The organism is Pseudomonas sp. BP6, assembly GCF_017875935.1.
In the GTDB taxonomy this organism is placed as follows: Bacteria; Pseudomonadota; Gammaproteobacteria; order Pseudomonadales; family Pseudomonadaceae; genus Aquipseudomonas; species Aquipseudomonas putida_Y.
Map to the genome: position 1 here is coordinate 544,697 of NZ_JAGINI010000001.1, position 25,471 is coordinate 570,167.

A 25,471-nucleotide genomic window follows, 5' to 3' on the forward strand; every position below is an offset into this window, starting at 1 on the left:
GGTGGGATATCGGGGCCGGCCTCTTCGCGGGTAAAACCGCTCCTACAGGTACTCTGCAGCACCTGCAGGAGCGGGTTTAGCCGCGAAAAGGCCGGAACAGGCGGCCATTTTCAGTCAAAGCAATTCGAAGCTCTGCTGCTGCACCGCCTGGGAATCCAGCCCTACCTGGACATTGAACTCCCCAGGTTCGGCAACCCGCTGCAACTGGCCATTGTAGAACTTCAGGTCGTCCTCGCTGATGCGGAAGGTCAACGTGCGGTTTTCACCAGGTTCAAGCATCAGCTTCTGGAAGTTTTTCAGCTCTTTCACCGGGCGGCTCATCGACGCCGACACATCCTGCAGGTACAACTGCACCACCGTCTCGCCTGCAACCTTGCCGGTGTTCTTGACCGTTACCTTGGCTTCCAGCGTATCGCTGCGCTTGAGATCCTTGCCCGACAGCTTCAGGCCCGACAGCTCGAAGCTGCTGTAGCTCAAGCCATAGCCGAACGGGTAGAGCGGCCCGTTGGGTTCTTCGAAGTATTGCGAGGTGTAGTTGCCCGGCTTGCCCGGCGTGAACGGCCGGCCGATGCGGGTGTGGTTGTAGTACATCGGGATCTGCCCCACCGACCGTGGGAAGGTAATGGCCAGCTTGCCGGAGGGGTTGTAGTCGCCAAACAGCACGTCGGCGATGGCATTGCCGCCTTCGGTGCCGGCGAACCAGGTTTCCAGGATGGCGTCGGCCTGCTCGCGCTCCCAGCTGATCGACAGCGGACGGCCGTTCATCAGCACCAGCACCAGCGGTTTGCCGGTGGCCTTGAGCGCCTTGATCAGCTCGCGCTGGCTGGCCGGGATCTCCAGGGTGGTACGGCTCGACGACTCGTGGGACATGCCGCGGGACTCGCCGACCACGGCTACCACGACGTCGGATTGCTTCGCCGCCTTGACTGCTTCATCGATCAGCACGGCAGGCGGGCGTGGGTCGTCGACGATTTCCGGGGCATCGAAGTTGAGGAAGTTCAGGTAATCGAGGATCGCCTTGTCGCCCGTGACGTTGGAACCTTTGGCGTAGACCAGCTTGGCCTTGCCGTCCACGGCGCGGCGCAGGCCCTCGCGCACGGTCACGGAGTGGACGGGTTTGCCGTCGGCGGCCCAGCTGCCCATCATGTCGATCGGGGCATCCGCCAGCGGGCCGACCACGGCAATGGTGCCGGCCTTTTTCAGCGGCAGGGTCTGGTTGCGGTTTTCCAGCAGCACCAGGCTGCGGCGTGCCACGTCACGCGCAGCTTCGCGGTGCAGGCGGTCGTTGCCGTAGTAGTCTTTCAGGTCGGTTTCGGCCTTGCCGATGCGCACGTAGGGGTCTTTGAACAGGCCCATGTCGTACTTGGCACCAAGCACCTCACGCACCGCCTGGTTCAGTTCGCGCTGGGTCACCTCGCCGGACTTCAGCAGGCCCGGCAGCTCTTCGCCGTACAGGGTATCGTTCATGCTCATGTCGATGCCGGCCTTGATCGCCAGCTTGGCGGCTTCACGGCCGTCACGGGCGACGCCGTGGCGAATCAGCTCCTGGATGGCACCGTGGTCGCTGATGGTCACGCCCTTGAAGCCCCACTCCTTGCGCAGCAGGTCGTTCATCAGCCAGGTGTTGGAGGTGGCTGGTACGCCGTTGATCGAGTTCAGCGCTACCATCACCCCACCGGCGCCCGCATCGAGTGCGGCGCGATAGGGCGGCAGGTAGTCGTTGTACATTTTCGGCAGGCTCATATCGACCGTGTTGTAGTCGCGCCCGCCTTCCACTGCGCCGTACAAGGCGAAATGCTTGACGATGGCCATGATGCTGTCGGGGTTGGCCGGGCTGCTGCCCTGGAACGAGCGCACCATTACCTGGCCGATTTTCGAGGTCAGGTAGGTGTCTTCGCCGAAACCTTCACTGGTGCGGCCCCAGCGTGGGTCACGGGCGATATCCACCATTGGCGCGAACGTCATGTCCAGGGCGTCGGCCGAGGCTTCGATCGCGGCGGTTCGGCCGACCTTGGCGACGGCCTCCATGTCCCAGGTAGCGGCCATGCCCAGGCCGATCGGGAAGATGGTGCGCTCGCCGTGGACGGTATCGTAGGCGAAGAACATCGGGATTTTCAGGCGGCTGCGCATGGCCGCGTCCTGCATCGGTCGGTTTTCGGGGGCTGTGCGAGAGTTGAAGGTGCCACCGATGCGGCCGGCGGCGATTTCCTCGCGGATCTTCTCGCGGGGCATTTCCGGGCCGATGCTGATCAGGCGCAACTGGCCGATTTTCTCGGCTTCGGTCATCTGGCTGATCAGATGCTCGATGAATGCCTGCTTGTCCTGCAGGGGCGGCGCGGAGGGGGCGGCGAGGGCCGCCTGACTGGCAAGGCCCATGGCCAGGCCCAGCAAAGACAGTTTCATCATCAATTCCGTTATGGGGCCGCTGCCGTATCCACCGTGATACGTGCGCGACCGAAGTTTTCAGGCGGCTATTGTTGTACGATTTGCGGGCAATTCTTCCAGCGGCGGATTATGCCTGAATATATCGCCTGCGGATGAAGCCCCGAATGCCGGGATAACAACTATAAGAACGCTCAAGAGACCGACGGCATGACGCCCTTCGACGAATACCATCAGCGGCAGATTGCCGAAGCCATAGCCCGTGCCGAACGGCGTACCGATGCCGAACTGGTGACGGTGCTGGCCCGCCGTGCCGACGACTACGCCTATTGGCCGTTGCTCTGCGCCGCTGTGCTGGCGCTGTCCGTACCGGGTCTGTTGCACTGGCTGCTGGCTTGGCCCAGCGTGCGTGGTGTGCTGCTGGGCAACGTGCTGTTGTTCGTCGGTCTGTGCCTGCTGCTGCGCAACGCGCGCCTGGCCGACTGGCTGATCCCCCGTGCCTTGCGCCGCTGGCGAGCCTCACGCCTGGCCCGCCAGCAGTTTCGCGAGCAGAACCTGCAGCGCACAGCAGGCGCCACGGGCGTGCTGATTTTCGTCAGCGAGGCGGAGCGGCATGTGGAAATCTTGGTCGATCGGGGTATCGAACACTGCCTGGATGCCGAGGCCCGCGCGGCCATCGGTGCCCGCTTTGCCGAGCAGGTGCGCCAGGGCCGGACCTTGCAGGGCTTTGTCGAGTGCATCGAGGCGTGTGGCGAGCTGCTTAGCCGGCACGTGCCGCCAACCCATGCCCGCAACGAGTTGCCCAACCGCTTGGTGATTCTCGACTGAAGGAGCACCAGCGTTTCTGGAGAGCGCTCCCACAGGGTGCTTGGGGCACGTTAGAATAGGCGTTCCGCTACCCAAGGCCCCCTTTTTCATGCCCGCCAGTACTTCTGCCTCTTCCGCGCCGGATGCGCGCGCTCAGTTTCTCGACCTGCTGAACGCCGCCCTGCACGGCGAAACCCTGGTCAAACTGGTGCTGGCGCGCCATGTCGGTGCCGACCAGACCTTGCAACGGATCATTGCCAAGCCGCTGCAGGTCAAGGGCCAGCCGTGCCTGTCGCTGGTCTACCGCCACCAGACCCGTGACATCACCCGCAACCTGCCGCTGGACCAGGCTCAGGTGCTGGTTTCCGAACTGCTGCCGGACAGCTTCCGCAATGCTCACCTGTTCGATGTTGACGGCGAAGTGCAGCTGACCTTCAGCAAGAAGGGCAAACCGATGCTCCAGCGCCACGGTGCCCAGGCGCCGCGCGTGGCCGACGCGGGCAGTGGGCATGACCGCGAGAAGAAGCGTTATCTGGAGCTGTCGCGGCCGTTTCTGCGCGACCTCGGTGTGACCGATGCACAAGGCGCACTGATCCCGTCCATGTCGCGCAAGTGGAAGCAGATCAACAAATTCATCGAGGTGTTCGACCACGCCCTGGCCAGCGCCCCGGTGCCGGCCGAGCAGGCACTGCGGGTGGCCGACTTCGGCTCGGGCAAGGGCTACCTGACCTTTGCCATGCACGATTACCTGCGCAACAGCCTGGGCCGCGACGCACAGGTGACTGGCGTGGAACTGCGCCAGGACATGGTCGACCTGTGCAACACCGCAGCCGCACGCCTGGACCACCCGGGCCTGGAGTTCCAGTGTGGTGACGTACGCAGCGTGGTGCCTGAGGCCATCGAGGTGATGATCGCCTTGCATGCCTGTGACATCGCCACCGACTACGCCATCCACACCGGCATCCGCTGCAACGCCGCAATCATCATGTGCTCGCCGTGCTGCCACAAACAGATCCGCCCGCAACTGCACAGCCCGGGGTTGCTGCAACCCATGCTGCAGTACGGCCTGCATCTGGGCCAGCAGGCCGAAATGCTCACCGACAGCCTGCGCGCGCTGTATCTGGAAGCCTGTGGCTATGAAACCAAGGTGTTCGAGTTCATCTCGCTGGAGCACACCAACAAGAACAAGATGATTCTTGCGGTGAAGCGGCGCCAAGCGGGGGATAACGGGGCGTTGCTGGAGAAGATTGCCCAGCTCAAGGCGTTCTATGGGGTGCAGGAGCATTGCCTGGAAACATTGTTGCGGGCGGATGGGTTGCTCTGACGCCACCCACCGGCATGCCTGCAGGGGACGCTGTCAGCGCCGAGCTGAGGGCACTTCGACAGCCAATGCTGCCTGCCCCAGCGGATGGGTGCTGGCATCGAAGAAATGCAGCGTCGTCCCCGGCAAATCCCCGAAACGATCTGCAAAATGCTGCTTCTGATTGATCACCGAAGCCTCGCCTAGCGGCCGAATGGCAATGGAGAGCTGTTGCGGACGGGCTTGGCGCACTGCGTCGAGCAGGTGCCGGTCACTGCTGTCCAGGTGCTGCCCGAACAGGCATAGCCCCTGGCTTTCCCTTGCCAGCTGCCCCAGGCACCAGCTCAGATAGTCCGAGTTGCGGATCGCGCGCAGTTTCTCGTCGCTGCGGTCTTCGTTGACGAACAGCGGTACTTCACCCGGGATGTTCACGGCAAACCCATCGAGCAGTTCGGCACTTTCAGCGCTGCGCTGGCGGGTGGTGCCGTCGGGCAGCTTGAGCAGGTGCAGGCCGCCGTGCAGGTGCAGCACCCGGGTGCCTTCGCTGCCGGTGCGTCGAACGTCGAAATAGCCATGTTCGTCGAACAGTTCGGCGAAGCCATTCGGGGCGTGCTGCACGGCCCATGGCAGCAGCAGGTCGTAGTTGCTGGTGTAGACGCTTCGATAGCCGCGCAGCGCCTGATTGAGGGTTGTCAGTGTCGCCTTCGGTATCAGCGGCCAGGGCAGATGCACCGTGCGCACGGCGTGGATCAACGCTTCCTTGATCGAGTAGTAGCGGTTCAGCGGCGCGGTGGAGTTGATGGCCAGGGCGGCATTGGTACGCACGGTGGTGTTGAGGGCGCTGAGCACCGGCTCGAACAGTTCCGTGGCCAGGGACTTGAACAATGCCTGGTCACTGACCGCCAGGCCTTTCTTGCGGCCCGCGCGTTGCGCTTGCTCGAACAGCGAGAAGTAGCCGAACGGCTTCCATACTGCGCGGCTGGCGCCGTTGCCCAGCAGCAGGGCGTCGCAGGGGTGGCGGGCGGCGAGTTCTGGCCAGGGGGTAAGGGTGGCATCGAGTGCGGGCATGCTGGGTCCGTTGGGTGGTGCGGGGAACGGGGCGACTTTAGCATGTCATGCGAGGTGTGCGAGGGTTGGTGTCAAGGCGATGGTTTTGGGTTGTCTGTGCTGGCCCTTTCGCGGGTAAACCCGCTCCTACAAGTCCCTGTAGGAGCGGGTTTACCCGCGAAAGGGCCAGCACAGTCGCAGCACGTTGAACAGGATGAAAGCCGCTCAACCCTGTTCTGTCACTTGCACACTGCGGTTTCGGTTGCGCCACACGCGGTACGCGCGAATTCCCGCGCGGACCGAGCCGAATAGCAGTTTGTCTTCCATGTCCCGCGCCATCCCCGAGCGCACCAGCATGCGCAGGAAGGTGCCTCGGGCGCGGGCGATGGCGAAGAAGATGCCTTGGGCCGCCAGGGTGTCGCGGACTTCGCGCAGGGCGGCCATGCCGCTGACATCGATGCTGGTTACCGCTTCGGCATCGAACAGCACGGCTTTAGGCTGGTCCTGGCTTTGCACGGCTTCCAGCAGGCGCATCTTGAAGTAGTCGGCATTGAAGAACAGGATGGCGTCGTCGAAGCGGTACACCACCAGGCCAGGCACGGTGCGGGCGTCCTTGAACTTGCGGATGTCCACCTGGCCTTCGGTGCCCGGCAGCCAGCCCAGTACGGCATCGGTGGGCTGGTAGATGCTGTAAAGCAGGCGCAGGATCGCCAGGGTAACGGCAAACACGATGCCGGGCAGCACGCCCAGGCCCAGTACGCCCGCCGTGGTCAGCAGGCACAGCCAGAACTCGAAGCGGCTAAGGCGCCGGATGTGCCCCAGCGACTTGATGTCGATCAGCCCCCAGCCAGCCATCAGCAACACGGCGCCCAGCGCAGCCTGCGGGATCCACGCCATGGGCGCGGTGAAGAACAGCAGAATCAGGGCGATGACCAGTGCAGCGATGATGCCCACCAGCTGGCTTTTGCCACCAACCATGTCGTTGACTGCCGTGCGCGAGTCGGCGCCGCTGATGGCAAAACCCTGGGAAACCCCGGCCGCCAGGTTGCTCACGCCCAGGGCGACGAATTCGTGGTTGGCGTTGATCGCATAGCCATGCCGGGCGGCAAAGCTGCGTGCGGTAAGCATGGCGCTACAGAAGCTGACGGTGGCGATACCCAGGGCGTCGCGCAGCAGGCTCTTCATTTCTGCCAGGTTGCTGTGTGGCCAGGCCAGTTGCGGGATGCCTGCAGGTACCGGCCCAAGGACGGCGACGCCGAAGCGGTCGAGGCCGAACAGGCCAACCAGCAGCATGAACAGCGCCACTACGGTGAGGGCGGCGGGTAGGCGCGGGTAGCGCCGTGGCAGCCAGATGAGCAGGCCCAGGGCGGCCAGGCCGATGATCAATGTGACCCAGTGAATTTCCCCCAGGCGCTGGAAGAAGTTGATCAGGCTGAGGATGAAACCGTCGCCCTCGATCTTGAAGCCCACCACCTTGGACAGCTGCCCGGCGATCAGGCTCAGGCCGATACCGTTGAGGTAGCCGATCAGGATCGGCCGCGAGAAAAAGCTGGCGATGAACCCGGCCCGCGCCAGGCCGGCGGCAATCAGCATCACGCCGACCAGCACGGTGACGATCACCGACAGTTCAGCGATGCGCTGCGGGTCGCCCATGGCCAGCGGTGCCACGGCACCGGCGATCATCGCGCAGGTGGCGGCGTCGGGGCCGACCATCAACTGGCGCGAGCTACCGATCAGCGCGTAGACGATCATCGGTAGCACACAGGCGTACAGGCCATATTGCGGCGGCAGCCCGACGATCTGCGCATAGGCAATGGCAATGGGAATCTGGATCGCGGCTACCGACAGGCCAGCTTGCAGGTCGGCGTGGAACCATTCACGGCGGTAGTGCAGCAGGTTGGCAAGGCCCGGTAGCCAGCGGGAGAGAAACATGCGTTGTCCTTTCGAATGGTTTCACGAATCCATTGAGCATATCCGCCACAAGCCGTTTCGCTTGCACGTGCTGAGGCCCGATGCGCATTGAAGCGGATCGGCGGGTAAATGGCCATGGGCCAGATCACGGGAGGGGGGAAAACGAAAAAAGGAGCCAAGGCTCCTTTTGACTGCGATGACGTTGCTGGAACGCCATGCGGGAATGCGATGTGGAGCGGGTAGAGGGAATCGAACCCTCAACTAAAGCTTGGGAAGCTTTCGTTTTGCCACTAAACTATACCCGCATCTGAGCTCGACTTTTTACCAGAACCTTCAGCGAATTAGAAGCCCAAGTTATAAAAAAGCTTGTCGGCGCCCCATGGCTTGCGGGTATTTGCTACAAGGCGCCGAGCCGCTCAGATGGCAAATGCATGCTGCCCCTGTTGCACAGGTTGGTAACGGTGACGGGGTTCACGCACGGTTGGCTTGAGGAACCCCAGCATGACACTGCGGGTGTTCTCGCAGGCGGTCTTGTTCTCCATGTCCAGGAAGTGGCCCGCGTCGCGGATCACGCTGAACTGGCTTCTGCCCACATGCTTGCTGAACTGCCGCGCATCCTCGACTGTGGTGTACTCGTCGCGTTCGCCGTTGATGAACAGTACCGGGATGTTGATATTGCGCGCGCCTTGCAGCGCTCGTTCCAGGTCGTGCTCCAGCACCTGGTTGATGTGGAAGTGCATCTGTGCGTACTCGTGGCTGTCCAGGCTGCTCACATGGCGGTAGTTGAAGCGCTTGAACAGCGACGGCAAGTGCTTGCCGATGGTGTCATTGACCAGGTTGCCGACCTGATAACGGTCGCAGGCGGCCAGGTACTGGCAGCCACGGTCCAGATAGTCGCGCATCGGCTCGTTGATCACTGGCGAGAACGAACTCACCACTGCCTTCTTCACGTACCGCGGCTGGTGCGCCAGCGCCAGCAGCGTGCTTGCGCCACCCCACGAAAAAGACATCACGTGGTCTGCCTGGAAGTGCTCGATCAGCTCAAGGAGGATATGCGCCTCGGTCTCCTTGCTGATCAGCCGTTCCTGACGGTTGTGCGGTTTGGACTTGCCGGCATACGGCTGGTCGAACAGTACCACGTTGAACTGTGGGTGCAGGTTACGTACCGTCTGGGCGAAAGAGGCCGTGGTGGCCAGCGAGCCGTTGATCAGGATGATCGTGTTTTCGGCCGCATCCGCGCGATAGAACTCCGTGTAAACCCGATACTGACCTTGGATATCAAGTACAGCGATTTCTGGCCTCATGTCATCGACTCCTGGCGCAAAAAGGGTATTCGCGTCACCTAGGGTGCACGTGCTTTATGACAGGTAGGCATTTGCCTGAAGATAAAACCGGGGGCCCTGTGTCGATCCTTGGCACTTGCGTCGACGGTATTTTTTTTGGCGGGCAATTTGCCGTGCCCCAAGGCATCTAGGCCTTGGGTGGCCGACAAAAAGTGTCATCGACCGCGGGTGTGACCTGGTAGTCACATGCAGACTGACGATTTGGATTCAAGCAGTGGGTTGGGGATCGCGCAAGTGCCGTTCGGTAAGTAATGTGACTTTTGTCGCTGAGCGGTCGTATGACGAGCCGGGCTGTCTGTTGCGGCCTAGACAGTGGCTATCTCATTGGCCGTCAGTTCACGGTACTCTCCCGGCGCCAACCCCGGATCCAGCCGGATCGCCCCCATGCTTTCCCGGTGCAGCCCCACCACTTTGTTGTTGAAATGCCCGAACATGCGCTTGACCTGGTGATAGCGCCCTTCGACGATCGCCAGCCGGGCCTGGTGGGGGCCGAGGATATCCAGCTGGGCAGGCTGGGTGGTGAGGTCTTCGAAGGCGAAATAGAAACCCTCGCGAAACTTGGCCACATAGTGCTCGCCAATCTCGTCCTCGGTGTCCACCAGATAATGCTTGGGCAGTTTGGTGGCAGGCTGGGTCAGGCGCCGTGACCACTGGCCATCGTTGGTCAGGATCATCAGCCCGGTGGTGTTGAAGTCCAGGCGCCCGGCGATGTGCAGGTCATCTCGCAACGCCGTTGGCAGCAGGTCGAGAACAGTACGGTGTTGCGGGTCGTGGGTGGCGCTTACGCAGCCAGTGGGCTTGTACAGCATCAGGTAGCGGGCCGGGCGGCCGGCCTGCAGCAGTTGCTCGTCCAGCTCTACGCGGCTGAATTCACGTACTTCGGTCAGCGGGTCGCTGACGATCTGGCCGTCCACCCGCACGCGGCGTTGCGCCAGCATCAGGCGAACTTGCTGGCGGTTGTAGCTGGGCAGGTTGGCGAGGAAACGATCAAGGCGCATGGAAACGATCAGTGGGCAGCGGATGGACGGAGCTGTTCTTCAATGGCGGCGCAGCGCGGGCACAGACAGGCCTTGTTGCGCAGCTCGGCGGGCAGCGCCTGGAGCACGGCCGGGTCGATGGTCACGCTGTAGCACCAACAAGCCTGGGTGGCACGGCGTGGGTCGGCCAGGCTGCACTGGTTGAGGGCACCGCAAGCGGGGCAATGTTGCTTGTCATTCATGGCGGGTTTCACTGCAGACGCGGTTGCGGCCAGCCTGCTTGGCACGATAAAGCGCGCGGTCGGCGCGGGTCAGCAGGGCGTGCAGGGTATCCCCCGGTTGCAGGCTGCTCAGGCCGATGCTGGTGGTCAGCCGCAGCGGCTTGTTGTCGTAACTGAAGGTCAGCTGCTTGGTGCGTCGGCGGATCTTTTCCGCCACCTCGATGGCCTGGCGGCCTTCAGCTTCGCGCAGTAGCACGATGAATTCCTCACCGCCCCAGCGGCACAGTATATCTGACTGACGCAGGCTGCCTTGCAACACATTGGCGAATTGGCGTAGCACTTCGTCACCTGCCAGGTGGCCGTGGGTGTCGTTCAGCGCCTTGAAGTGGTCCAGATCGATCAGCAAGGCCACCAGTGGGCTGCTGTCGCGCCGGGCTTCGCGCAACGCCTGGGCGGCGAGCAGGTCGAAGCTGCGCCGGTTGTGCAAGCCGGTGAGGCTGTCGAGCGTGGCCAAGGCTTCGGTGCTTGCCTGGTGGCGGCGGACCATGGCATGCACCAGTGCCAGCACCACCAGGGTGATCATCGTACAGATCGCCAGGTTCAGGTACAGAGCCTGGCGAATGCGGTCGAGGACGCCGGTTTCGCGTTTGTCCACCAGCAGGTACCAGTTCAGTTCGGGGAGGTGACGCACGTTGAGAAAGTGGCTGTGGTTTTCGCTGTCATGGTACTCGTGGCTGCCTTCGCCTGGCACCCACTGCTCGGCCAGCAGGGCCTTCAGCTCAGGGTTTTCCTTAAGTGGCTGGCCGACTTGCAAGCCATGCGGGCCGCCCCCGGAGCCGGTCAACAGCACCTTGCCTTTGGCATCCGTGAATAGCACCGCGCGCTGGTAGCGGCGTTGGTACTGATCGATCAGCTCGACCACCGACGATACGCTCAGGCCTACGCCTGCCGCACCGATGAAGCGCTGCTGGTAGTCGTGCACCTGGTAGTTGATGAACACAGTCAGGCTGTCCTGGTTGGCCATGTCCAGGTCGACGTTGATCTCATAAGGGGCCTTGAGTTCACGCAGACGGAAATACCAGGCATCACGCCAGGTGCCCGGTTCGACATGCTTGAGCACACCTTTGGCCTGGTAGTAGGTCAGCGTGCGATCGGACACGAAAAAGGACGTGAATATGTCCTGCTTGCCCATGACCTCGCCCAGGTAGCGCGTCATGCGTTCGGTATCCTGCTCGCCGGACAGCACCCAGTCGCGCAGGAAGGTGTCCTGGGCCATCATCGAAGCGATCAGCACCGGGCGGATCAGGTCTTTCTGGATTTCCGAGTAGACAGTGTCGGAGGTCAGCGGCAATTCGGTATTGATGATGCTGTCGCGGATGGCGCTGCGCGAGGAGAAGTAACTGAGCAGCGAAGTGGCCAGGAAGCCGCAGGCCAGTAACACGAGCAGGGTAACGATCAGCGAGCGCTGCGAGAACAGAGCGGAACGTAAGGGCATGATCTTCCCGTGATGTGTGCCGAGCCGCTTATTCTATTGAGATGGCGGGCAAATGACTGCAAGTTTTTCAGGGTTATTTCACCTGTATCAAGTTATTGCAGGAATGGCACTGCACCTGCGCGCCACTGTCTTATTCAGTGTCGATCTACACATCTTGCATCGATGCTCGCCAGCGCCGCTGTTCGGGCACTCCAGCGGTCCAGGAGGCCGCCATGTCCTATCGAATCCTGTTGATCACCCTGCTGGGGCTGATGACTTCGGCCTGTGCCCCGTACCATGACCGCGGAGGCTATTACCGTTCGGACTACTATTCTACCGACCGCTATGTGGCGCCGGGGTATTACCGCCATGACCGGTACTATGTGGCGCCTGCGCCGCGCTACTACTATCAGCCTGCTCCCCGCTACTACAATCGGTCGGCCCCTGTGCCCCATTACCGGCCCTATTCGCGGCCGGGGATGAACCAGTGGCATGGCAACCCGCGCCATGACTATGGCAATCGCCAGCGGCAAGACTACCGGCAGGACCGGGATCGCCATGACTATCGCAATGGCAGCCAGCGTTACCGGCAGGGCGATCGGCACTCCAATCGGCAGGTGGACGACCGCGGTCGCTGGGACGGGCGGCGCGGGCAGGGGCGAGGAGGAAACTGGCAGCGCTAGCTGAGCGGAGGCGGGGGCTGAAAAGAAGCCCCCGGATCAGCAAGCTAACCCACATCCGCCAATGGGTGCCGCCCTTCCCACGCCTTGGCAAAATGCGCCTCGACTACCGCCGCCGGCACTTGCGCCACATCAGGCCAGTGCCAGCGCGGCTGGTTGTCTTTGTCCTGCAGGCGAGCGCGCACGCCTTCACTGAATTCAGGGTGGCGGCAACAGTTCAAGCTCATGCTGTATTCCATCTGGAACACTTGCGCCAACGACAGGTACCGCGCCCGGCGGATCTGCTCCCAGACCAGATGCGCCGTCAGCGGGCAACCCTCGTGCAGGCGTTGGCCGGCATCTGCCAGCAATGGGTCGTCATGCCGCTTGAGCCTTTCCAGTGCGCGCCAGGCTGAGGCAGCATCAGCCACGTCGAGTAACTGATCGATCTCATGCCGTCGCGGCAGCCACTGGGCATCCGGCAGCTCGGCCCAGGCACGATGCTGTTCGGCCTTGAGCAGGCTGTTCAGTTGTATGGCAGTCTGCTCCTGCCAGTTGAGTTGCAGTAACTCCTCGATCAAGGCCTCTTGCTGGTGCTCGCCCAGGAAACGGTCAGCCAGGCCCAGGTCAAGGGCATCGCGGGCGTTGATTGGCGCACCTGTCAGGCCGAAGAACAAACCCAGCTTGCCCGGCAGCCGGGCCAGGAACCAACTGGCGCCTACGTCAGGGTACAGGCCGATGCTGATTTCCGGCATGGCCAGCCGGCTGCTGGGGGTCACGATGCGTACATTGGCGCCTTGCAGCAGCCCCATGCCGCCACCCAGCACATGCCCATGCCCCCAGCACAGTAACGGCTTGGGGTAGGTGTGCAGGGCAAAGTCCAGGCGGTATTCGGCGGCGAAGAAGGAGGCCGCCAGCGGCGGAACGCTACCGGGGTGGTCGCGGCAGGCTTGCGCCAGCGCACGTACATCGCCGCCTGCGCAAAAGGCTTTTGCCCCGTTGCCGCGCAGCAGCACGCAGACGATACCCGGGTCGCGGGCCCAGGCATGCAGCTGTTCGCCCAGTACCTCGATCATCGGCAGGTTCAGGGCATTGAGCGCCTTGGGCGCATCCAGTGTGGCGATGCCGATGCGGGCGCCATCGACGCCGGTGAGTACCTCGCAGTGAATGGTCATGGACTACCTCTCGCAAGTCATCGCTCAAGTATGGCTTGCCTGGCCGATCATGCCGGTCGTCGGTCGGATCGTTTGACAAGCGCGAAGGGCTTACCTAGTGTCGCGCCATTGTTTATGGAAGGCCCCATGACTGACGACGATCGCATCAAACTCGAACCCAGCTGGAAGGCCGCATTGCGCGGTGAATTCGACCAGCCTTACATGCATCAACTGCGCGAGTTCCTGCGTGGCGAGTACGCTGCCGGCAAGGAGATCTACCCGCCAGGGCCGCTGATCTTCAATGCGCTCAACTCGACGCCGCTGGACCAGGTGAAGGTGGTCATCCTCGGTCAGGACCCGTATCACGGGCCGGGGCAGGCACATGGCTTGTGCTTCTCGGTGCAACCGGGCGTGGCCACACCGCCGTCGCTGGTCAATATCTACAAGGAATTGCAGCGCGACCTGAACATCCCGATCCCCAGCCACGGCTACCTCCAGAGCTGGGCGGAACAAGGCGTTCTATTGCTCAACACGACCATGACCGTCGAGCGCGCCAATGCCGCGTCGCATGCCAAGAAAGGCTGGGAATTGTTTACCGACCGGGTCATCCAGGTGGTCAGTGAGCAATGCCCGAACGTGGTATTCCTGCTATGGGGGGCTCATGCGCAGAGCAAGCAGAAGCTGATCGACGGTACCAAGCACCTGGTATTGAAGTCGGTCCATCCTTCACCGCTGTCGGCGTATCGCGGGTTCATCGGTTGCGGGCATTTCAGTCGTGCCAACAGCTTCCTCGAGCAGCGGGGGCTCGGGCCCATCAACTGGGCACTGCCCCCACTGTGAGAAACCGCGGGTGGGGTACGCAATCGCTCAGGGCGTCATGCTGATGCGCGGCTCGCTGCGCTGGCCAATTGCAATACCCCGCTCATGGTTCTGGCGCACATACTCCACCAAGGCTTCCAGGTCGGAAATGCCGGTGTCCTGACGTCGCCTTCCTTCTTTGAACGTGGCCAAGCCACCGCCACCATCGGCCAGGAACAGGTTGCTGACTACGCGATAATGGGTCAACGGCTCAAGGGGTTTGCCGTGCAGACGTACACTCCCGTCGACCACACGGCTGCCGACAGGCCGTGAACCGTCCCATTCATAATGGAAACCCTTCGATACCTGCAGCGGGTTGAAACTGCCCCTGTTCCATTGAAGGTTGAGCAGTTCGGTAATCTGCCTGCCTGTCAATTCCTGAACTACCAGAGGGTTATTGAACGGTTGTACGGCGAATAATTGTTCGTAGGTCAGGTCGCTATCGGCAGGCTGGATAAGATCACTGCGCAGCCCACCCAGGTTGAGAAAGGCAATCTGTGGCTGAAACGCTTGGGTCATGGCCAATTGGGCATCCGTGACCAGGTTTCCCAAGGTTGTTTCACCGGCGGCATTTTCTTCGCGGTCAAGTTCTGTCGTCGAGATGCGTCCTATGGGTTCGAGCAGTTTTTCCCCGGACCGCTGACGCACTTCCTCCAGCAGACTGGCCAACTTGGCGTTCGGCAGGTAGTTCTGCGGGTCAGCAGGAATATTGCGGGCAGTGATGTTTGTGACGTGATGGGTGCCTGGCGTTACCTGCAACTTCAACTGAGTCAGGAAGTGGCCGTACTTGCCAGCCTGAGTGATGCTCAGGTCACCCACCTTGCATTGATAGCTGGCATGCGAGTGACCGCTGATGACGGCATCTACCGCAGGATCCAGCCGCTTCGCCACGTCGACGATCGCACCACCCAGCTGGCTGCAATCCTGTGTGTCGAACGGCTCGGCGGTATCCCCTCCTTGGTGCATGATCGCAATGATTGCATTGACACCTTTGGCTTTGAGCTCCGGAATCACGTCATTGATGGCTTGCGCTTCATCTGTGGCTTTGAGCCCTGCGAATGCTCTGGCCGAAACCACTTTTTCCATGTTGCGCGGTACTGCACCGACGAACGCTATCTTGACCCCTTTTACCTGCTCAATGTGATAGGCCGGTAGCAAGCGCTTGCCCGTAGTGGTATCGATCAGGTTGGACGCTATGTAAGGGAAGCCACTTCCAGAATAATTGCCGCGAAACTTGCAAGCCTTTTCAGGGCGTGTTGACTCGCACCCTCCGTGGATCTGACGAAGGAACTCGGCCTTGCCTGCATCCAGTTCGTGGTTTCCGGATGCGCTGACAATCATGCCCATCGCGCTCAGGGCCTCAAGCACAGGCTCGTCAGCCCAGAGTGCAGAAATGGCGGGGCTGCCCCCTATCAAGTCGCCAGCCCCGATGAACAGCAGATCGGGGTCCTGGGTTCGCAGTTCATCGAGCATGGCGCCGAGTGTGGCGATGCCGCCGTAGGTCAGGCGGGTAGCGCCTTGCGCGCCGGCGTAGTCTTGGGGGTTGGGTTCCAGGTAGCCGTGAAGATCATTGATGGCCACGACGTTGATCTGGACGGGGGCAGGTGACTCTGCGGCAAGACTGCCTGCGCTGATGGCAAGGCATGCCCAGGCAATAGCCGAGCGACAGTTGCAAGAAAGACGGACTTTCATCATTACCTCTTGAATGCCGGGAAGTGTGGGTTTGCTGTCGATCAGGGCAGCAAACCGACTCTATTCACCCGGGCATTGGGCAAGTGGTAACTATCTATCTTCAGGGAGCTTGCAGCTTGAATGCCTGTTGTCCCACCACCGGAAAAGCGGTTCTGCAAGAAACAACACCAGGATCAGGCGCATCACCTGCAGCGCCGTCACCAGCGGCACCGACAATTGCAACGTTTCGGCCGTGAGGCTCATTTCGGCGATCCCGCCAGGCATCATCCCCAGTGTCAGTGAGCGCAATTCCAGTGCAGTCATCATGCTCAGCAGCCACGCGGCACTGGCGGCAATCGCCATGCACAATGCCGTAGCCATCAAGGTGCGCCCCAGGAACGACGGTGCGCGGCGGAAGAACGCGCGGTTGAAGTGGCAGGCCAGGCCGCTGCCGATGAGCCACTGGCCGATCTGGCTGGCGCCATTGGGCAGGGCGATCTGCAGGTTGCCGGCCAGGCTGACCGTAGCCGCTACCAGCAATGGCCCGAACAGCCATGGGTTGGGCTGGCGCAAGCGCTGCCAAAGCAAGGCAACGGCAACGCCCAAGGGCGCAATCAGTGCCAGCCAGCCCCAGCTCACGCTACCGGTGTGGTTCAGTGGTACCCCGTCACCCAGCAAGAACTTGAACAGCGCCGGCACGCACAGCACCACTGCCAGCACACGCAAGCTCTGCGCTGCTGCCACCTGGCTGAGTACCGCGCCATTGCGCGCCCCAAGGTTGACCATTTCTCCCGAACCGCCTGGCATGCTGGCAAAGAACGCGGTGGCACGGTCTTCGCCGGCTCGCCGCAGCAGCCATACGCTGATCACGCTGGACAGGGTGGTGAACAACGCGCCGAAGAGGATCAGCGCGAAATGGCTGGCCACTTGCTCGATCACCGCTGGCGTGAAGTGCAGGCCAATACCGATGCCGATGATCCACTGCCCGCACTTGCGGCCGTTGGGGATTTCCGAAAGTTGCCAGGGCGTCAGGCAGCGCACCAGGATGATCGCCAGCAATGAACCGACCATCCATGGCAAAGGCCAGCCGACCTTGCTGGCGGCAAAACCGCCAGCAAGGCCGACCAACCCGGTCGCGACGAACCATGGCAACGACCGATCAGGCATCGGCCAAGGCCCGGCGCTGCAGGCTGCGTTTGCGCCAGATGCGCAGCAGCGGCAGGGCGAGCATTGCCACAACCAGCGCCCAGATGCCCATGCTGATTGGGCTCGACCAGAGGATGCCCAGTTCACCGTTGGAGATCGACAGCGCCCGGCGCAGGTTCTGCTCCATCAGCCCGCCGAGGATGAAGCCCAGCAGAATCGGCGACAGAGGGAAGTCCAGCTTGCGCATGATGTAGCCCATGATGCCGATGCCGACCATGAGGAACAGGTCGAAGGTAGTGGCATGCACGGCGTACACGCCGATCGCGGTGATGATGGCGATCACCGGCACCAGCGCCCAGTTTGGCACGGCGAGGATACGGGTGAAGATGCGGATCATCGGGATGTTGAGGACCACCAGCATGATGTTGGCGACGAACAGCGAGGCAATCAGGCCCCAGACGATATCTGGCTGCTGCTCGAACAGCAGTGGGCCAGGGGTGATGTTGTACAGGGTCAGGGCGCCGATCATCACCGCCGTGGTGCCGGAGCCGGGTACGCCCAAGGTCAGCATCGGTACCAGGGCGCCACAGCAGGACGCACCAATGGCAGTTTCCGGCGCTGCCAGGCCACGGGCATCGCCCTTGCCGAACTTGCCGCTTTCACCCGCCAGGCGCTTCTCGGTCATGTAGGCCACGGCGCTGGCCAGCGTTGCGCCGGCGCCGGGTAGAACACCCATGATGAAACCGAGCAGGCCGCAACGGATGTTGACCAGGAACACCGAGGCCGCTTCCTTGAAGTTGAACAGCATGCGGCCGGTAGCCTTGACTGCCTGGTGACCATGGTGGGTCTTTTCCAGCAGCAGGAGGATTTCGCTGATGGAGAACAGGCCCAGCACGAGCACCACGAACTGAATGCCGTCGGCCAGGTGCACGCTGTCACCGGTGAAACGGTACACGCCGCTGTTGGCGTCGATGCCGACCGCCGACAGGAACAGGCCGATGAGTGCGGCAATGAAGGTTTTCAGTGGTTTGTCACCGGCCATGCCACCCAGCGCGACGATGGCGAACACCATCAGCACAAAGTACTCCGCGGGGCCGAAGGCGATGGCCCATTTCGCCAGCAGCGGGGCGAACAGCACCATGCCGCAGGTGGCGATGAAGGCGCCGATGAACGAACTCCAGGCCGACAGCGACAGGGCAACACCGGCCAGGCCCTGACGGGCCATCGGGTAACCATCGAGGGTGGTCATGACGGTCGAGGCTTCGCCCGGGATGTTCAGCAGGATCGAGCTGATACGCCCGCCATATTCACAGCCCAGGTACACCGCGGCCAGCAGGATCAGCGCCGATTCCGGCGGCAGCCCGAGGGCAAAGGCGATGGGGATCAGCAGGGCCACGCCGTTGATCGGGCCCAGGCCCGGCAGCAAGCCGACCACGGTGCCGATCAAGGTGCCGGAGAGGGCGGTGACCAGGTTGTAGGGGGACAGGGCGATGCCGAAGCCCTGGCCCAGGTAGCTCAAGGTATCCATGTGTCAGTTCTCCAGTACGCTCAGCAGGCCAAGGGGCAGGGGCACGTCCATCACGCGGTCGAACAGCCAGTAGAGGAAAATGCTCATGCCGACCACCACGATGGCGCTGCGCAGTCCGCGGCCACCGTACAGCCGGGCCATGGGCAGGCCGACCAGGACAGCGCTGAGGATGAAGCCGAGGGCTTCGAAGGTGGCGGCGAAGACGAGCAGCAGGCCGACACAGGCGGTGATCTTGATCAGGGTCTCGCGATCCAGTTCTGGTTCGTCATCCTTGCGTACGATGGGCGTTGGGCGGAACACCAGGTACAGCAGGCCCAGCCCCATCAGGCCGAGCACCAGCAGCGGGTAGGCGCGCGGGCCCACCGGTTCATAGGAAAATGCAGCCTGGTAGGGCCAGGCCATGACGGCCAGGGCGGCACAGACCGCCAGCAGGGCCAGTGCGAAAATGCGTTGAAGGATCATTGGGGAATCCTCGATTGTGGGCGCGGGTAAACCCGCACCCACAAGGGCTATGAAAGGTCGTGGAAGGCTTACTGGATCAGGCCGAATTCCTTGGCCAGTGCCTTGTAGTCAGCCACTTGCTTCTTCACATAGCCGTCCAGCTCTTCGCCGGTCATGGCGAACGGGAACAGCTCGCGCTGGTCTCGCAGCTTGGCGAAGTCCTCTGAGGCCAGCATCTTGTCGAACGAGGCCTTCCACCAGGCGTAATCCTCGTCGCTCACCTTTGGCCCCAGGTAGAAACCACGCACCACCGGCCAGACGATGTCGTAGCCCTGCTCCTTGGCCGTCGGGATGTCTTTCATTTCCGGCTCGTCCAGGCGGTTTTCCGAGAACACTGCGAGGAGGCGCATGTTGCCGCTCTGGATGTGCGGCATGGAGTCGGAAATGTCGGTAGAGCCGACCTGAATGTGACCACCCAGCAGTGCCGTGGCGATTTCGCCACCGCCTTCCAGGGCCACGTAGCGCAGGTCGCGCGGGTTGATGCCTGCGGCCTTGGCGATCAACGCGGTCTGCATCCAGTCCTGGCTGCCTACGGTACCGCCGGAACCGATCACGACCTTGCTCGGATCTTTCTTCAGCGCTGCGACCAGGTCATCAAGGGTCTTGTAGGGCGAGTCGCTCTTCACCGCGATGGCACCGTAGCTGGTGCCGACGGCAGCCAGCCATTTCACCGCATTCTCGTCGAAACGGCCGAACTTGCCCTGGGCCAGGTTAAGCAGCGAGCCGCTGGACCAGGCCACCAGCGTGCCGGCGTCTGCCGGGCGCTGGGCGACCACGGCGTTGTAGGCTACCGCGCCGACACCGCCGGGCATGTAGGTGACGCGCATTGGCTTGCTGAGGATCTTTTCTTGCACCAGTGCGCTTTGCACCAGCTTGCAGGTCAGGTCAAAGCCACCACCGGGTGAGGCGGGTGCGATGCATTCGGGGCGTTTCGGTTCTGCAGCAAGGGCGTTGCCGGCCAACAGCAGGCAGCCGGTAGCGAGGACGAGGCGGCGCAGTGAAAAGGTCATCGTCGATCTCCGTGAGCGTTGTTGTTATCGGATTACCGCTATGGGGTTACCACAGCGCCACGCTGTAGCTGACCAACAGCCTCACTTCATCCGCGTCACGGGCGAAGTTGGAGCGGAAGGTAGCGTTGCGCAGGCGCACGGCGACGTTCTTCAACGGGCCGCTTTGTACCACGTACTTCAGTTCGGTGTTGCGTTCCCACTCTTTGCCTTCGCCACCGGCAGCCCGGCTGACGTTGTCACCGCTGACGTAACGGGTCATGAAGGTCAGGCCCGGTACGCCGAGTGCGGCGAAGTTGTAGTCGTAGCGCGCCTGCCAGGAGCGTTCGTCGGCACCGGCGAAGTCGTTGATCTGGACGAAGTTGACCAGGTACGGGTTGGCGCCATCCACATACGGGAAGGCGCTTTCGCCAGACAGCTGCTGCCAGGCAGCGCTGACCTTGTGCCCGCCCAGGGCATAGCTGAGCATGCCGTTGAAGGTGGTGTTGTCGATGTTGCCGGCCTTGGCGGCGCCAGCGTCGTCACTCATGGCAAGGCGCAGGTCGGCACCCAAGGTGCCCGGGCCCCAGGGTTGGGTGGCGACCATGCCGATGAAGTGCTGGCGGTAAATATCGTCGAGCTGGGCGAAGTGGTAGCTGCCGGTGATGCGGTCGGTGAACTGGTAGTCGAGCCCGCCCAGAGCCAGGTTGTCAGCGCTGAAAGTGCCACCGAAGCGGCCGTTCTTGTTGTTCAGCGTCAGGTCTTCCCAGTTGGTGTCGTTGCGGTCCTTGGCTTTGTCTATGCGGCCACCGGTGAAGGTCAGGCCCTTGATCTCCTTGGAGGTGAGCAGGCCACCCTCGAAGGTTTGCGGCAGGATACGCCCATCGTTGGGCTGCAGCGTCGGCAGGTCGGGGATCAGGGAGCCGATCTTGAGTTCAGTCTGGGAGATCTTCACCTTGCCGGTCAGGCCCAGCTTGGAGTACTCGTCGGCAGCCTTGCCGTCATCGTGGGTCGGCAGCAGGCCGCTGTTGGCACGGTCCGGGCTGGAGTCGAGCTTGATGCCGAGCATGCCCAATGCGTCCAGGCCAAAGCCCACGGTGCCATCGGTGTAGCCAGACTCGAAATTGAGCATGAAGCCCTGGGCCCATTCATCGCGCTTGGATTGCTGCGCGCTGGTGCCGTCGCGGAAGTCGCGATTGAAGTACATGTTGCGGGTTTCGAAGGTGGCCGTGCTGTCTTCGAAGAAGGCGGCCTGGCTCATCGGGGCGACACCGGCAAGCGCGAGGGCGCTGGCGATGGCCGAAGGGCGTGCGATAAAGGAACGGGTAGGCGCGAACGCCTGCGGCTGCGATGACAGCATCGTCGATGACTCCGTTTATTGTTCTTATTCGTCGCACCTTGCTGGTGCTTTTTTCGGCGCGAAGGGCGACCGTGGTGCGATGCTAGGCAACGAACCTTTCGCTAACCTTTCAGCGTGAAAGGTTTGTCACGAGGGGCTTCACAGGCGTGGTGACAGCGGTACACTCCGCGCCACCGTCCCACCCGAGCAGGGAGAATCCGATGCGTGTACTGCTGGTCGAAGACCACCTGCAACTGGCCGAAAGCGTGGCCCAGGCCTTGAAAAGCCATGGTCTGACCGTAGATGTGCTGCATGACGGCGTGGCGGCCGACCTGGCGTTGGCCAGTGAGGAATACGCTGTGGCAGTGCTGGATGTCGGCCTGCCGCGCATGGACGGCTTTGAGGTGCTGGCGCGTCTGCGAGGACGTGGCAAGACTTTGCCGGTGCTGATGCTGACTGCGCGCAGCGACGTCAAGGACCGGGTCCATGGCCTGAACCTGGGCGCCGACGATTATCTGGCCAAGCCGTTTGAGCTGACCGAGCTGGAAGCGCGGGTCAAGGCCTTGCTGCGTCGTAGTGTGCTCGGTGGCGAGCGCCAGCAACGCTGTGGGCCGTTGGTGTATGACCTGGACACCCGGCGCTTCACCCTCGGTGACGACAACCTGGCGCTGACTTCGCGCGAGCAGAGTGTGCTGGAAGCGCTGATCGCTCGTCCGGGCCGGGTGATGAGCAAGGAGCAGCTGGCTGCCCAGGTGTTTGGCCTGGACGAAGAAGCCAGCCCTGACGCCATCGAAATCTACATTCACCGGCTGCGCAAGAAGCTCGACGGGCACCCTGTGGCCATCGTCACTTTCCGCGGTCTGGGCTATTTGCTCGAGCACCGCGATGCGTGACAACGGCAGCCTGCGCGGGCGCTTGCTGGGTAATTTGGCACTGTTGCTGGTGGTGCTGATGCTGGCCAGCGGCCTTAGCGCCTACTGGAATGGCCGCGAGGCCGCCGACACCGCCTACGACCGCACCCTGCTGGCTTCGGCGAGGACCATCGCCGCGGGCCTGTCGCAGCGTGATGGTTCGTTGAGCGCGGATGTGCCTTACGTGGCGTTGGACACATTCGCCTATGACAGTGCGGGGCGCATTTACTATCAGGTGCTGGATATCAAGCAAAGGCTGATTTCTGGCTACGAGAACCTGCCGCCACCGCCGCCTGGCACGCCGCGCACCGATGACTATCCGGCATTGGCGCGTTTCTACAACGCCACTTACCTTGGCCAGGACGTTCGTGTGGTCAGCCTGCTTAAGCCGGTAAGCGAGCCGAACATGAACGGCATGGCAGAAATCCGCGTAGCCGAAACCGAGGAAGCGCGGGTGCGTATGGCCCGAGGGTTGATGGCCGATACCCTGCTGCGTCTGGGCATGCTGGCACTGGCGGCGTTGGTGATGGTGTGGTTTGCCGTGAGCGCCGCGTTGCGGCCTTTGGAGCGCCTGCGCACAGCGGTGGAAGAACGCCAGCCGGACGACTTGCGAGCGTTGCCGGTGGTACAGGTACAGCGTGAACTGAGCCCGTTGGTGCGCGCCTTGAACCACTTTACCGAGCGCTTGCGCGGCCAGTTCGAGCGCCAGGCGCAGTTCATTGCCGACGCGGCCCACGAACTGCGTACGCCGCTGGCGGCATTGAAGGCGCGGGTCGAGCTGGGCTTGCGCTCGGCCGAGCCGCAGGAGTGGCGGCAGACCTTGGAGTCTGCAGCCCAGGGTACCGACAGGCTGACCCATCTGGCCAACCAGTTGTTATCGTTGGCGCGGGTCGAGAATGGCGCACGGGCAATCGCTGAAGGCGGTGCGCAGCGTCTGGACTTGAGCCAGTTGGCCCGCGAGCTGGGCATGGCCATGGCGCCTTTGGCGCACAAGCGCGGGGTGGCGCTGGCGCTGGAGGCCGAGGCGCCGGTATGGCTGAAAGGGGAGCCGACGTTGCTCAACGAGTTGTTGAGCAACCTGGTGGACAATGCCTTGGCGCATACGCCAGCGGGTGGCAATGTGATTTTGCGGGTAATGGCGCCGGCAGTGCTGGAAGTGGAAGACGACGGGCCAGGTATTCCCGAGGCCGAGCGCGAACGGGTGTTCGAGCGCTTCTACCGGCGAAGTGCGCAGGGCAGTGGATTAGGGCTGGCGATCGTTGGCGAGATCTGTCGGGCGCACCTGGCTCAGGTGAGCCTGCATGATGGCGAGAAGGGCGGGTTGCGGGTACGGGTGAGTTTTATAGCGGATTGATGGCTTGCCTGTGTCGGCCCTTTCGCGGGCTCACCTGCGAAAGGGCCCTGGCAGGCTGTTACAGCTCAGCGCAACATGCTCCGCGCCTCTAGCAGTTCATCGACCTCCAGCTCGGTGCCAAACGGCAGCCCCAGATGGCGGTAAGCCGGTAGCGCAGCCAATGGCCGGTGGCGCCCGCGCTGGCTGATGCAGCGGGCGATCTGCACGATGTCGATGTAATCGATCTTGTCCGTCTGGCGGTCCAGGTCATGAACCTGGCTTGGCAGGTGGACCAACTGCTCCGGAAACTCCCAGGCCTTGAGGATCTTGTCCCCCAGCACCGGCTGGAGTTGCTCGATCACGTAATGCAGGCAAACCGGGTCGGACAACAGTTCGTTGTGCTCTTCGGCATAGATGAGTACCGGCAGCGCGCCAATCTGGTTGACCAGCCCACCCAAGGTGGCCTGGTCAGGCTTGAGGGGTGTAAAGCGGCGGCAGATTTCGTAGCTGATGCCCGCCACTTCCAGGCTACTGGCCCAGATATCGCGCAGTTTCTGCTCGACTGCGGACGAGCGGGCATGGAAAATCTGCTCGATCACCAGGCCGATGGCCAGGTTGCAGCTGTAGTTGATGCCTAGCCGCGTGATGGCGGTATGCAGGTCGGTAACCTCGACCGCAGCACGCAGCAGTGGGCTGTTGACGACCTTGATCAGGCGCGCTGAAAGGGCCGCGTCGCGACCGATCACCTTGCTCAGGGCCGCTACGCTGATCTCGCTGTCTTCCGCTGCTTCGCGGATGCTCAAGGCAACCTCGGGCAGGGTTGGCAGGACCAGGTCATCCTTTTCGATGGCGTCGAGCAATTGTGCTTGAACCAACTCGGCCAGCTTGTTCATGGGCATGTCTACCGCAGTGGTGGTGCGGCCCCGCCACAAGGGTGGGGCAGGCTGGTCAGCGCTGGATTTCCCGGTCGCGGTCCAGTTCGTAAGGCAGGGTCAGTACCTGCAGGCGCGGGCCTTCGAGGCTGCCCAGGTGCAGGTTGCCGTCTTCCACCGCCTCGGCGCTGAGCACCGCGAGCAGTTCGCAGCCCGCGCCGTTGCCGGCAGCAATGACCACTTCACCGACCGACGACCCATGGGTGGGCGAGAAAATCTCGGCGCCCGGGGCCGGAATGGCCTGCTGGTCCAGTGCCAGGCGGTACTGGCGGCGTTTGAGTTTGCCCAGGTACTGCATGCGGGCGACGATTTCCTGGCCGGTGTAGCAGCCTTTCTTGAAGCTGACGCCGTCGACAGCCTGCAGGTTGATCATCTGCGGAATGAACAGCTCACGGGTCGGGCCCATGACCTGGCCGATACCTGCGCGAATCTGCCCCAGCAGCCAGTCGTTGATACTGCCTTCGGGCAGCGCTGCGGCAAGGGCCTGGCGTACAGGCTCGGCTTCAGTTGCCGGCACCCACAGTTCAACCCGGCCAGCGGATGCGGTGATGGCGATCAGCCTATCATGGCGCACGGTGCTACCGGCGGCTGCGGGCACGACAAGCCCCAGCGCCTGCAGTGCAGAGTCGCCACCTTGCAGGCCGAAGCGTACCCATGCTGTGCTTTCGTCGGTCAGCGTGGCCTTGGAGAACACGGCGTACTTTTTCAGGTCGGCCAGTTGTGCGTCGAGCAGTTCGCTGGCCATGGCCAGCAGGTAGCCGTTGCCTTCGGGCACTATACGGAAGCTCGACTGCATGCGTCCCTTGACCATGCAGCGGGCGCCGAGGCTGGCGTATTCCTGGCTGAGGTAGTTGATGTTGCAGGTCAGCTGGCCTTGCAGGAACTTGCCTGCATCGGAGCCGCGGACGGCGAGGATGCCCTCGTGGGACAGGGGGCAGAAGAAAGCGGAATCGGCCATGGGTCATCGCGGTGGCTAAAGACTGGCGGCCAT

General features: G+C 62.5%; 22 protein-coding genes and 1 tRNA gene. 6 read left to right on the forward strand and 17 right to left on the reverse strand.

Features of this window, described 5'->3' with window-relative positions; genetic code table 11:
- Nucleotides 1-114: 114 nt before the first annotated feature.
- Entirely contained in the window at nucleotides 115-2,406 is a 2,292-nt protein-coding gene (gene bglX / locus J3A98_RS02440; RefSeq protein ID WP_209963744.1) for a beta-glucosidase BglX, read from the reverse strand.
- 186 nt (nucleotides 2,407-2,592) lie between these two features.
- Between bglX and J3A98_RS02445 the strand changes: the two genes are divergently transcribed.
- The gene (locus J3A98_RS02445) at nucleotides 2,593-3,210 is read left to right on the forward strand and encodes a TPM domain-containing protein (RefSeq protein ID WP_209963747.1); all 618 of its coding nucleotides are present in this window, start codon (nucleotides 2,593-2,595) and stop codon (nucleotides 3,208-3,210) included.
- A gap of 88 nt (nucleotides 3,211-3,298) precedes the next feature.
- Nucleotides 3,299-4,513, forward strand: coding sequence for an SAM-dependent methyltransferase (locus J3A98_RS02450; protein ID WP_209963751.1), 1,215 nt, complete (start codon nucleotides 3,299-3,301; stop codon nucleotides 4,511-4,513).
- Nucleotides 4,514-4,546: 33 nt separating this feature from the next.
- Here J3A98_RS02450 and J3A98_RS02455 read toward each other — a convergent pair whose 3' ends face one another.
- The 7 genes from J3A98_RS02455 to J3A98_RS02485 all read right to left on the reverse strand — a co-directional run bounded on the left by J3A98_RS02455 (nucleotide 4,547) and on the right by J3A98_RS02485 (nucleotide 11,483).
- Complete coding sequence (locus tag J3A98_RS02455) at nucleotides 4,547-5,557, reverse strand: DUF4917 family protein (RefSeq protein ID WP_209963754.1); 1,011 nt, start codon at nucleotides 5,555-5,557, stop codon at nucleotides 4,547-4,549.
- Nucleotides 5,558-5,761: 204 nt separating this feature from the next.
- Nucleotides 5,762-7,468, reverse strand: coding sequence for a SulP family inorganic anion transporter (locus J3A98_RS02460; protein ID WP_176682663.1), 1,707 nt, complete (start codon nucleotides 7,466-7,468; stop codon nucleotides 5,762-5,764).
- Between the two features lie 210 nt (nucleotides 7,469-7,678).
- Nucleotides 7,679-7,752 (reverse strand) — tRNA-Gly (locus tag J3A98_RS02465).
- Between the two features lie 111 nt (nucleotides 7,753-7,863).
- Nucleotides 7,864-8,751, reverse strand: coding sequence for a (R)-3-hydroxydecanoyl-ACP:CoA transacylase (gene phaG / locus J3A98_RS02470; RefSeq protein WP_176682664.1), 888 nt, complete (start codon nucleotides 8,749-8,751; stop codon nucleotides 7,864-7,866).
- A 344-nt stretch (nucleotides 8,752-9,095) separates the two neighbouring features.
- Nucleotides 9,096-9,788 carry a 16S rRNA pseudouridine(516) synthase gene (locus J3A98_RS02475; RefSeq protein ID WP_176682665.1) on the reverse strand — a complete coding sequence of 231 codons (693 nt, stop codon included), beginning with the start codon at nucleotides 9,786-9,788 and terminating at the stop codon, nucleotides 9,096-9,098.
- Nucleotides 9,789-9,796: 8 nt separating this feature from the next.
- Nucleotides 9,797-10,009: a cysteine-rich CWC family protein gene (locus J3A98_RS02480; RefSeq protein WP_176682666.1), complete on the reverse strand. Its 213-nt coding sequence runs from the start codon at nucleotides 10,007-10,009 to the stop codon at nucleotides 9,797-9,799.
- Nucleotides 10,002-11,483 (reverse strand): diguanylate cyclase, encoded by a 1,482-nt coding sequence (locus J3A98_RS02485; protein ID WP_209963758.1) that lies wholly within the window; start codon nucleotides 11,481-11,483, stop codon nucleotides 10,002-10,004. Before J3A98_RS02485 ends, J3A98_RS02480 begins: the two co-directional genes overlap by 8 nt.
- Before the next feature lie 212 nt (nucleotides 11,484-11,695).
- On the opposite strand from J3A98_RS02485, the gene J3A98_RS02490 reads away from it, so the two are divergent.
- Nucleotides 11,696-12,145, forward strand: a complete 450-nt coding sequence (locus J3A98_RS02490) for a hypothetical protein (RefSeq protein WP_176682668.1) — start codon at nucleotides 11,696-11,698, stop codon at nucleotides 12,143-12,145.
- Nucleotides 12,146-12,189: 44 nt separating this feature from the next.
- On the opposite strand, the gene J3A98_RS02495 is transcribed toward J3A98_RS02490, so the two are convergent.
- Nucleotides 12,190-13,296 (reverse strand): enoyl-CoA hydratase/isomerase family protein, encoded by a 1,107-nt coding sequence (locus tag J3A98_RS02495; RefSeq protein ID WP_176682669.1) that lies wholly within the window; start codon nucleotides 13,294-13,296, stop codon nucleotides 12,190-12,192.
- 126 nt (nucleotides 13,297-13,422) lie between these two features.
- Here J3A98_RS02495 and ung point away from each other — a divergent pair, with 126 nt between their 5' ends.
- On the forward strand, nucleotides 13,423-14,115 hold the full coding sequence (ung, locus tag J3A98_RS02500; protein ID WP_176682670.1) for a uracil-DNA glycosylase: 693 nt from the start codon (nucleotides 13,423-13,425) through the stop codon (nucleotides 14,113-14,115).
- Nucleotides 14,116-14,142: 27 nt separating this feature from the next.
- On the opposite strand, the gene J3A98_RS02505 is transcribed toward ung, so the two are convergent.
- The 6 genes from J3A98_RS02505 to J3A98_RS02530 all read right to left on the reverse strand — a co-directional run bounded on the left by J3A98_RS02505 (nucleotide 14,143) and on the right by J3A98_RS02530 (nucleotide 21,325).
- The gene (locus J3A98_RS02505; RefSeq protein ID WP_209963761.1) at nucleotides 14,143-15,825 is read right to left on the reverse strand and encodes a bifunctional metallophosphatase/5'-nucleotidase; all 1,683 of its coding nucleotides are present in this window, start codon (nucleotides 15,823-15,825) and stop codon (nucleotides 14,143-14,145) included.
- 90 nt (nucleotides 15,826-15,915) lie between these two features.
- On the reverse strand, nucleotides 15,916-16,971 hold the full coding sequence (locus J3A98_RS02510) for an AbrB family transcriptional regulator (protein WP_209963766.1): 1,056 nt from the start codon (nucleotides 16,969-16,971) through the stop codon (nucleotides 15,916-15,918).
- A complete protein-coding gene (locus J3A98_RS02515; RefSeq protein ID WP_103463003.1) occupies nucleotides 16,964-18,478 on the reverse strand; it encodes a tripartite tricarboxylate transporter permease in 1,515 nt (504 codons plus the stop codon). The genes J3A98_RS02510 and J3A98_RS02515 overlap by 8 nt, the downstream gene beginning before the upstream one ends.
- Nucleotides 18,479-18,481: 3 nt before the next feature.
- Nucleotides 18,482-18,940, reverse strand: coding sequence for a tripartite tricarboxylate transporter TctB family protein (locus J3A98_RS02520; protein WP_176682673.1), 459 nt, complete (start codon nucleotides 18,938-18,940; stop codon nucleotides 18,482-18,484).
- Between the two features lie 68 nt (nucleotides 18,941-19,008).
- Nucleotides 19,009-19,989 carry a tripartite tricarboxylate transporter substrate binding protein gene (locus J3A98_RS02525; RefSeq protein ID WP_021785748.1) on the reverse strand — a complete coding sequence of 327 codons (981 nt, stop codon included), beginning with the start codon at nucleotides 19,987-19,989 and terminating at the stop codon, nucleotides 19,009-19,011.
- Nucleotides 19,990-20,035: 46 nt separating this feature from the next.
- Nucleotides 20,036-21,325, reverse strand: coding sequence for an OprD family porin (locus J3A98_RS02530; protein ID WP_209963769.1), 1,290 nt, complete (start codon nucleotides 21,323-21,325; stop codon nucleotides 20,036-20,038).
- A gap of 200 nt (nucleotides 21,326-21,525) precedes the next feature.
- Here J3A98_RS02530 and J3A98_RS02535 point away from each other — a divergent pair, with 200 nt between their 5' ends.
- Nucleotides 21,526-22,197 carry a response regulator gene (locus J3A98_RS02535; protein ID WP_021785746.1) on the forward strand — a complete coding sequence of 224 codons (672 nt, stop codon included), beginning with the start codon at nucleotides 21,526-21,528 and terminating at the stop codon, nucleotides 22,195-22,197.
- A complete protein-coding gene (locus tag J3A98_RS02540; protein ID WP_176682676.1) occupies nucleotides 22,190-23,569 on the forward strand; it encodes a sensor histidine kinase in 1,380 nt (459 codons plus the stop codon). Before J3A98_RS02535 ends, J3A98_RS02540 begins: the two co-directional genes overlap by 8 nt.
- 65 nt (nucleotides 23,570-23,634) lie before the next feature.
- Here J3A98_RS02540 and J3A98_RS02545 read toward each other — a convergent pair whose 3' ends face one another.
- Complete coding sequence (locus tag J3A98_RS02545; RefSeq protein WP_176682677.1) at nucleotides 23,635-24,441, reverse strand: HDOD domain-containing protein; 807 nt, start codon at nucleotides 24,439-24,441, stop codon at nucleotides 23,635-23,637.
- 55 nt (nucleotides 24,442-24,496) lie between these two features.
- On the reverse strand, nucleotides 24,497-25,438 hold the full coding sequence (locus J3A98_RS02550) for a folate-binding protein YgfZ (protein ID WP_209963772.1): 942 nt from the start codon (nucleotides 25,436-25,438) through the stop codon (nucleotides 24,497-24,499).
- Between the last annotated feature and the right edge of the window lie 33 nt (nucleotides 25,439-25,471).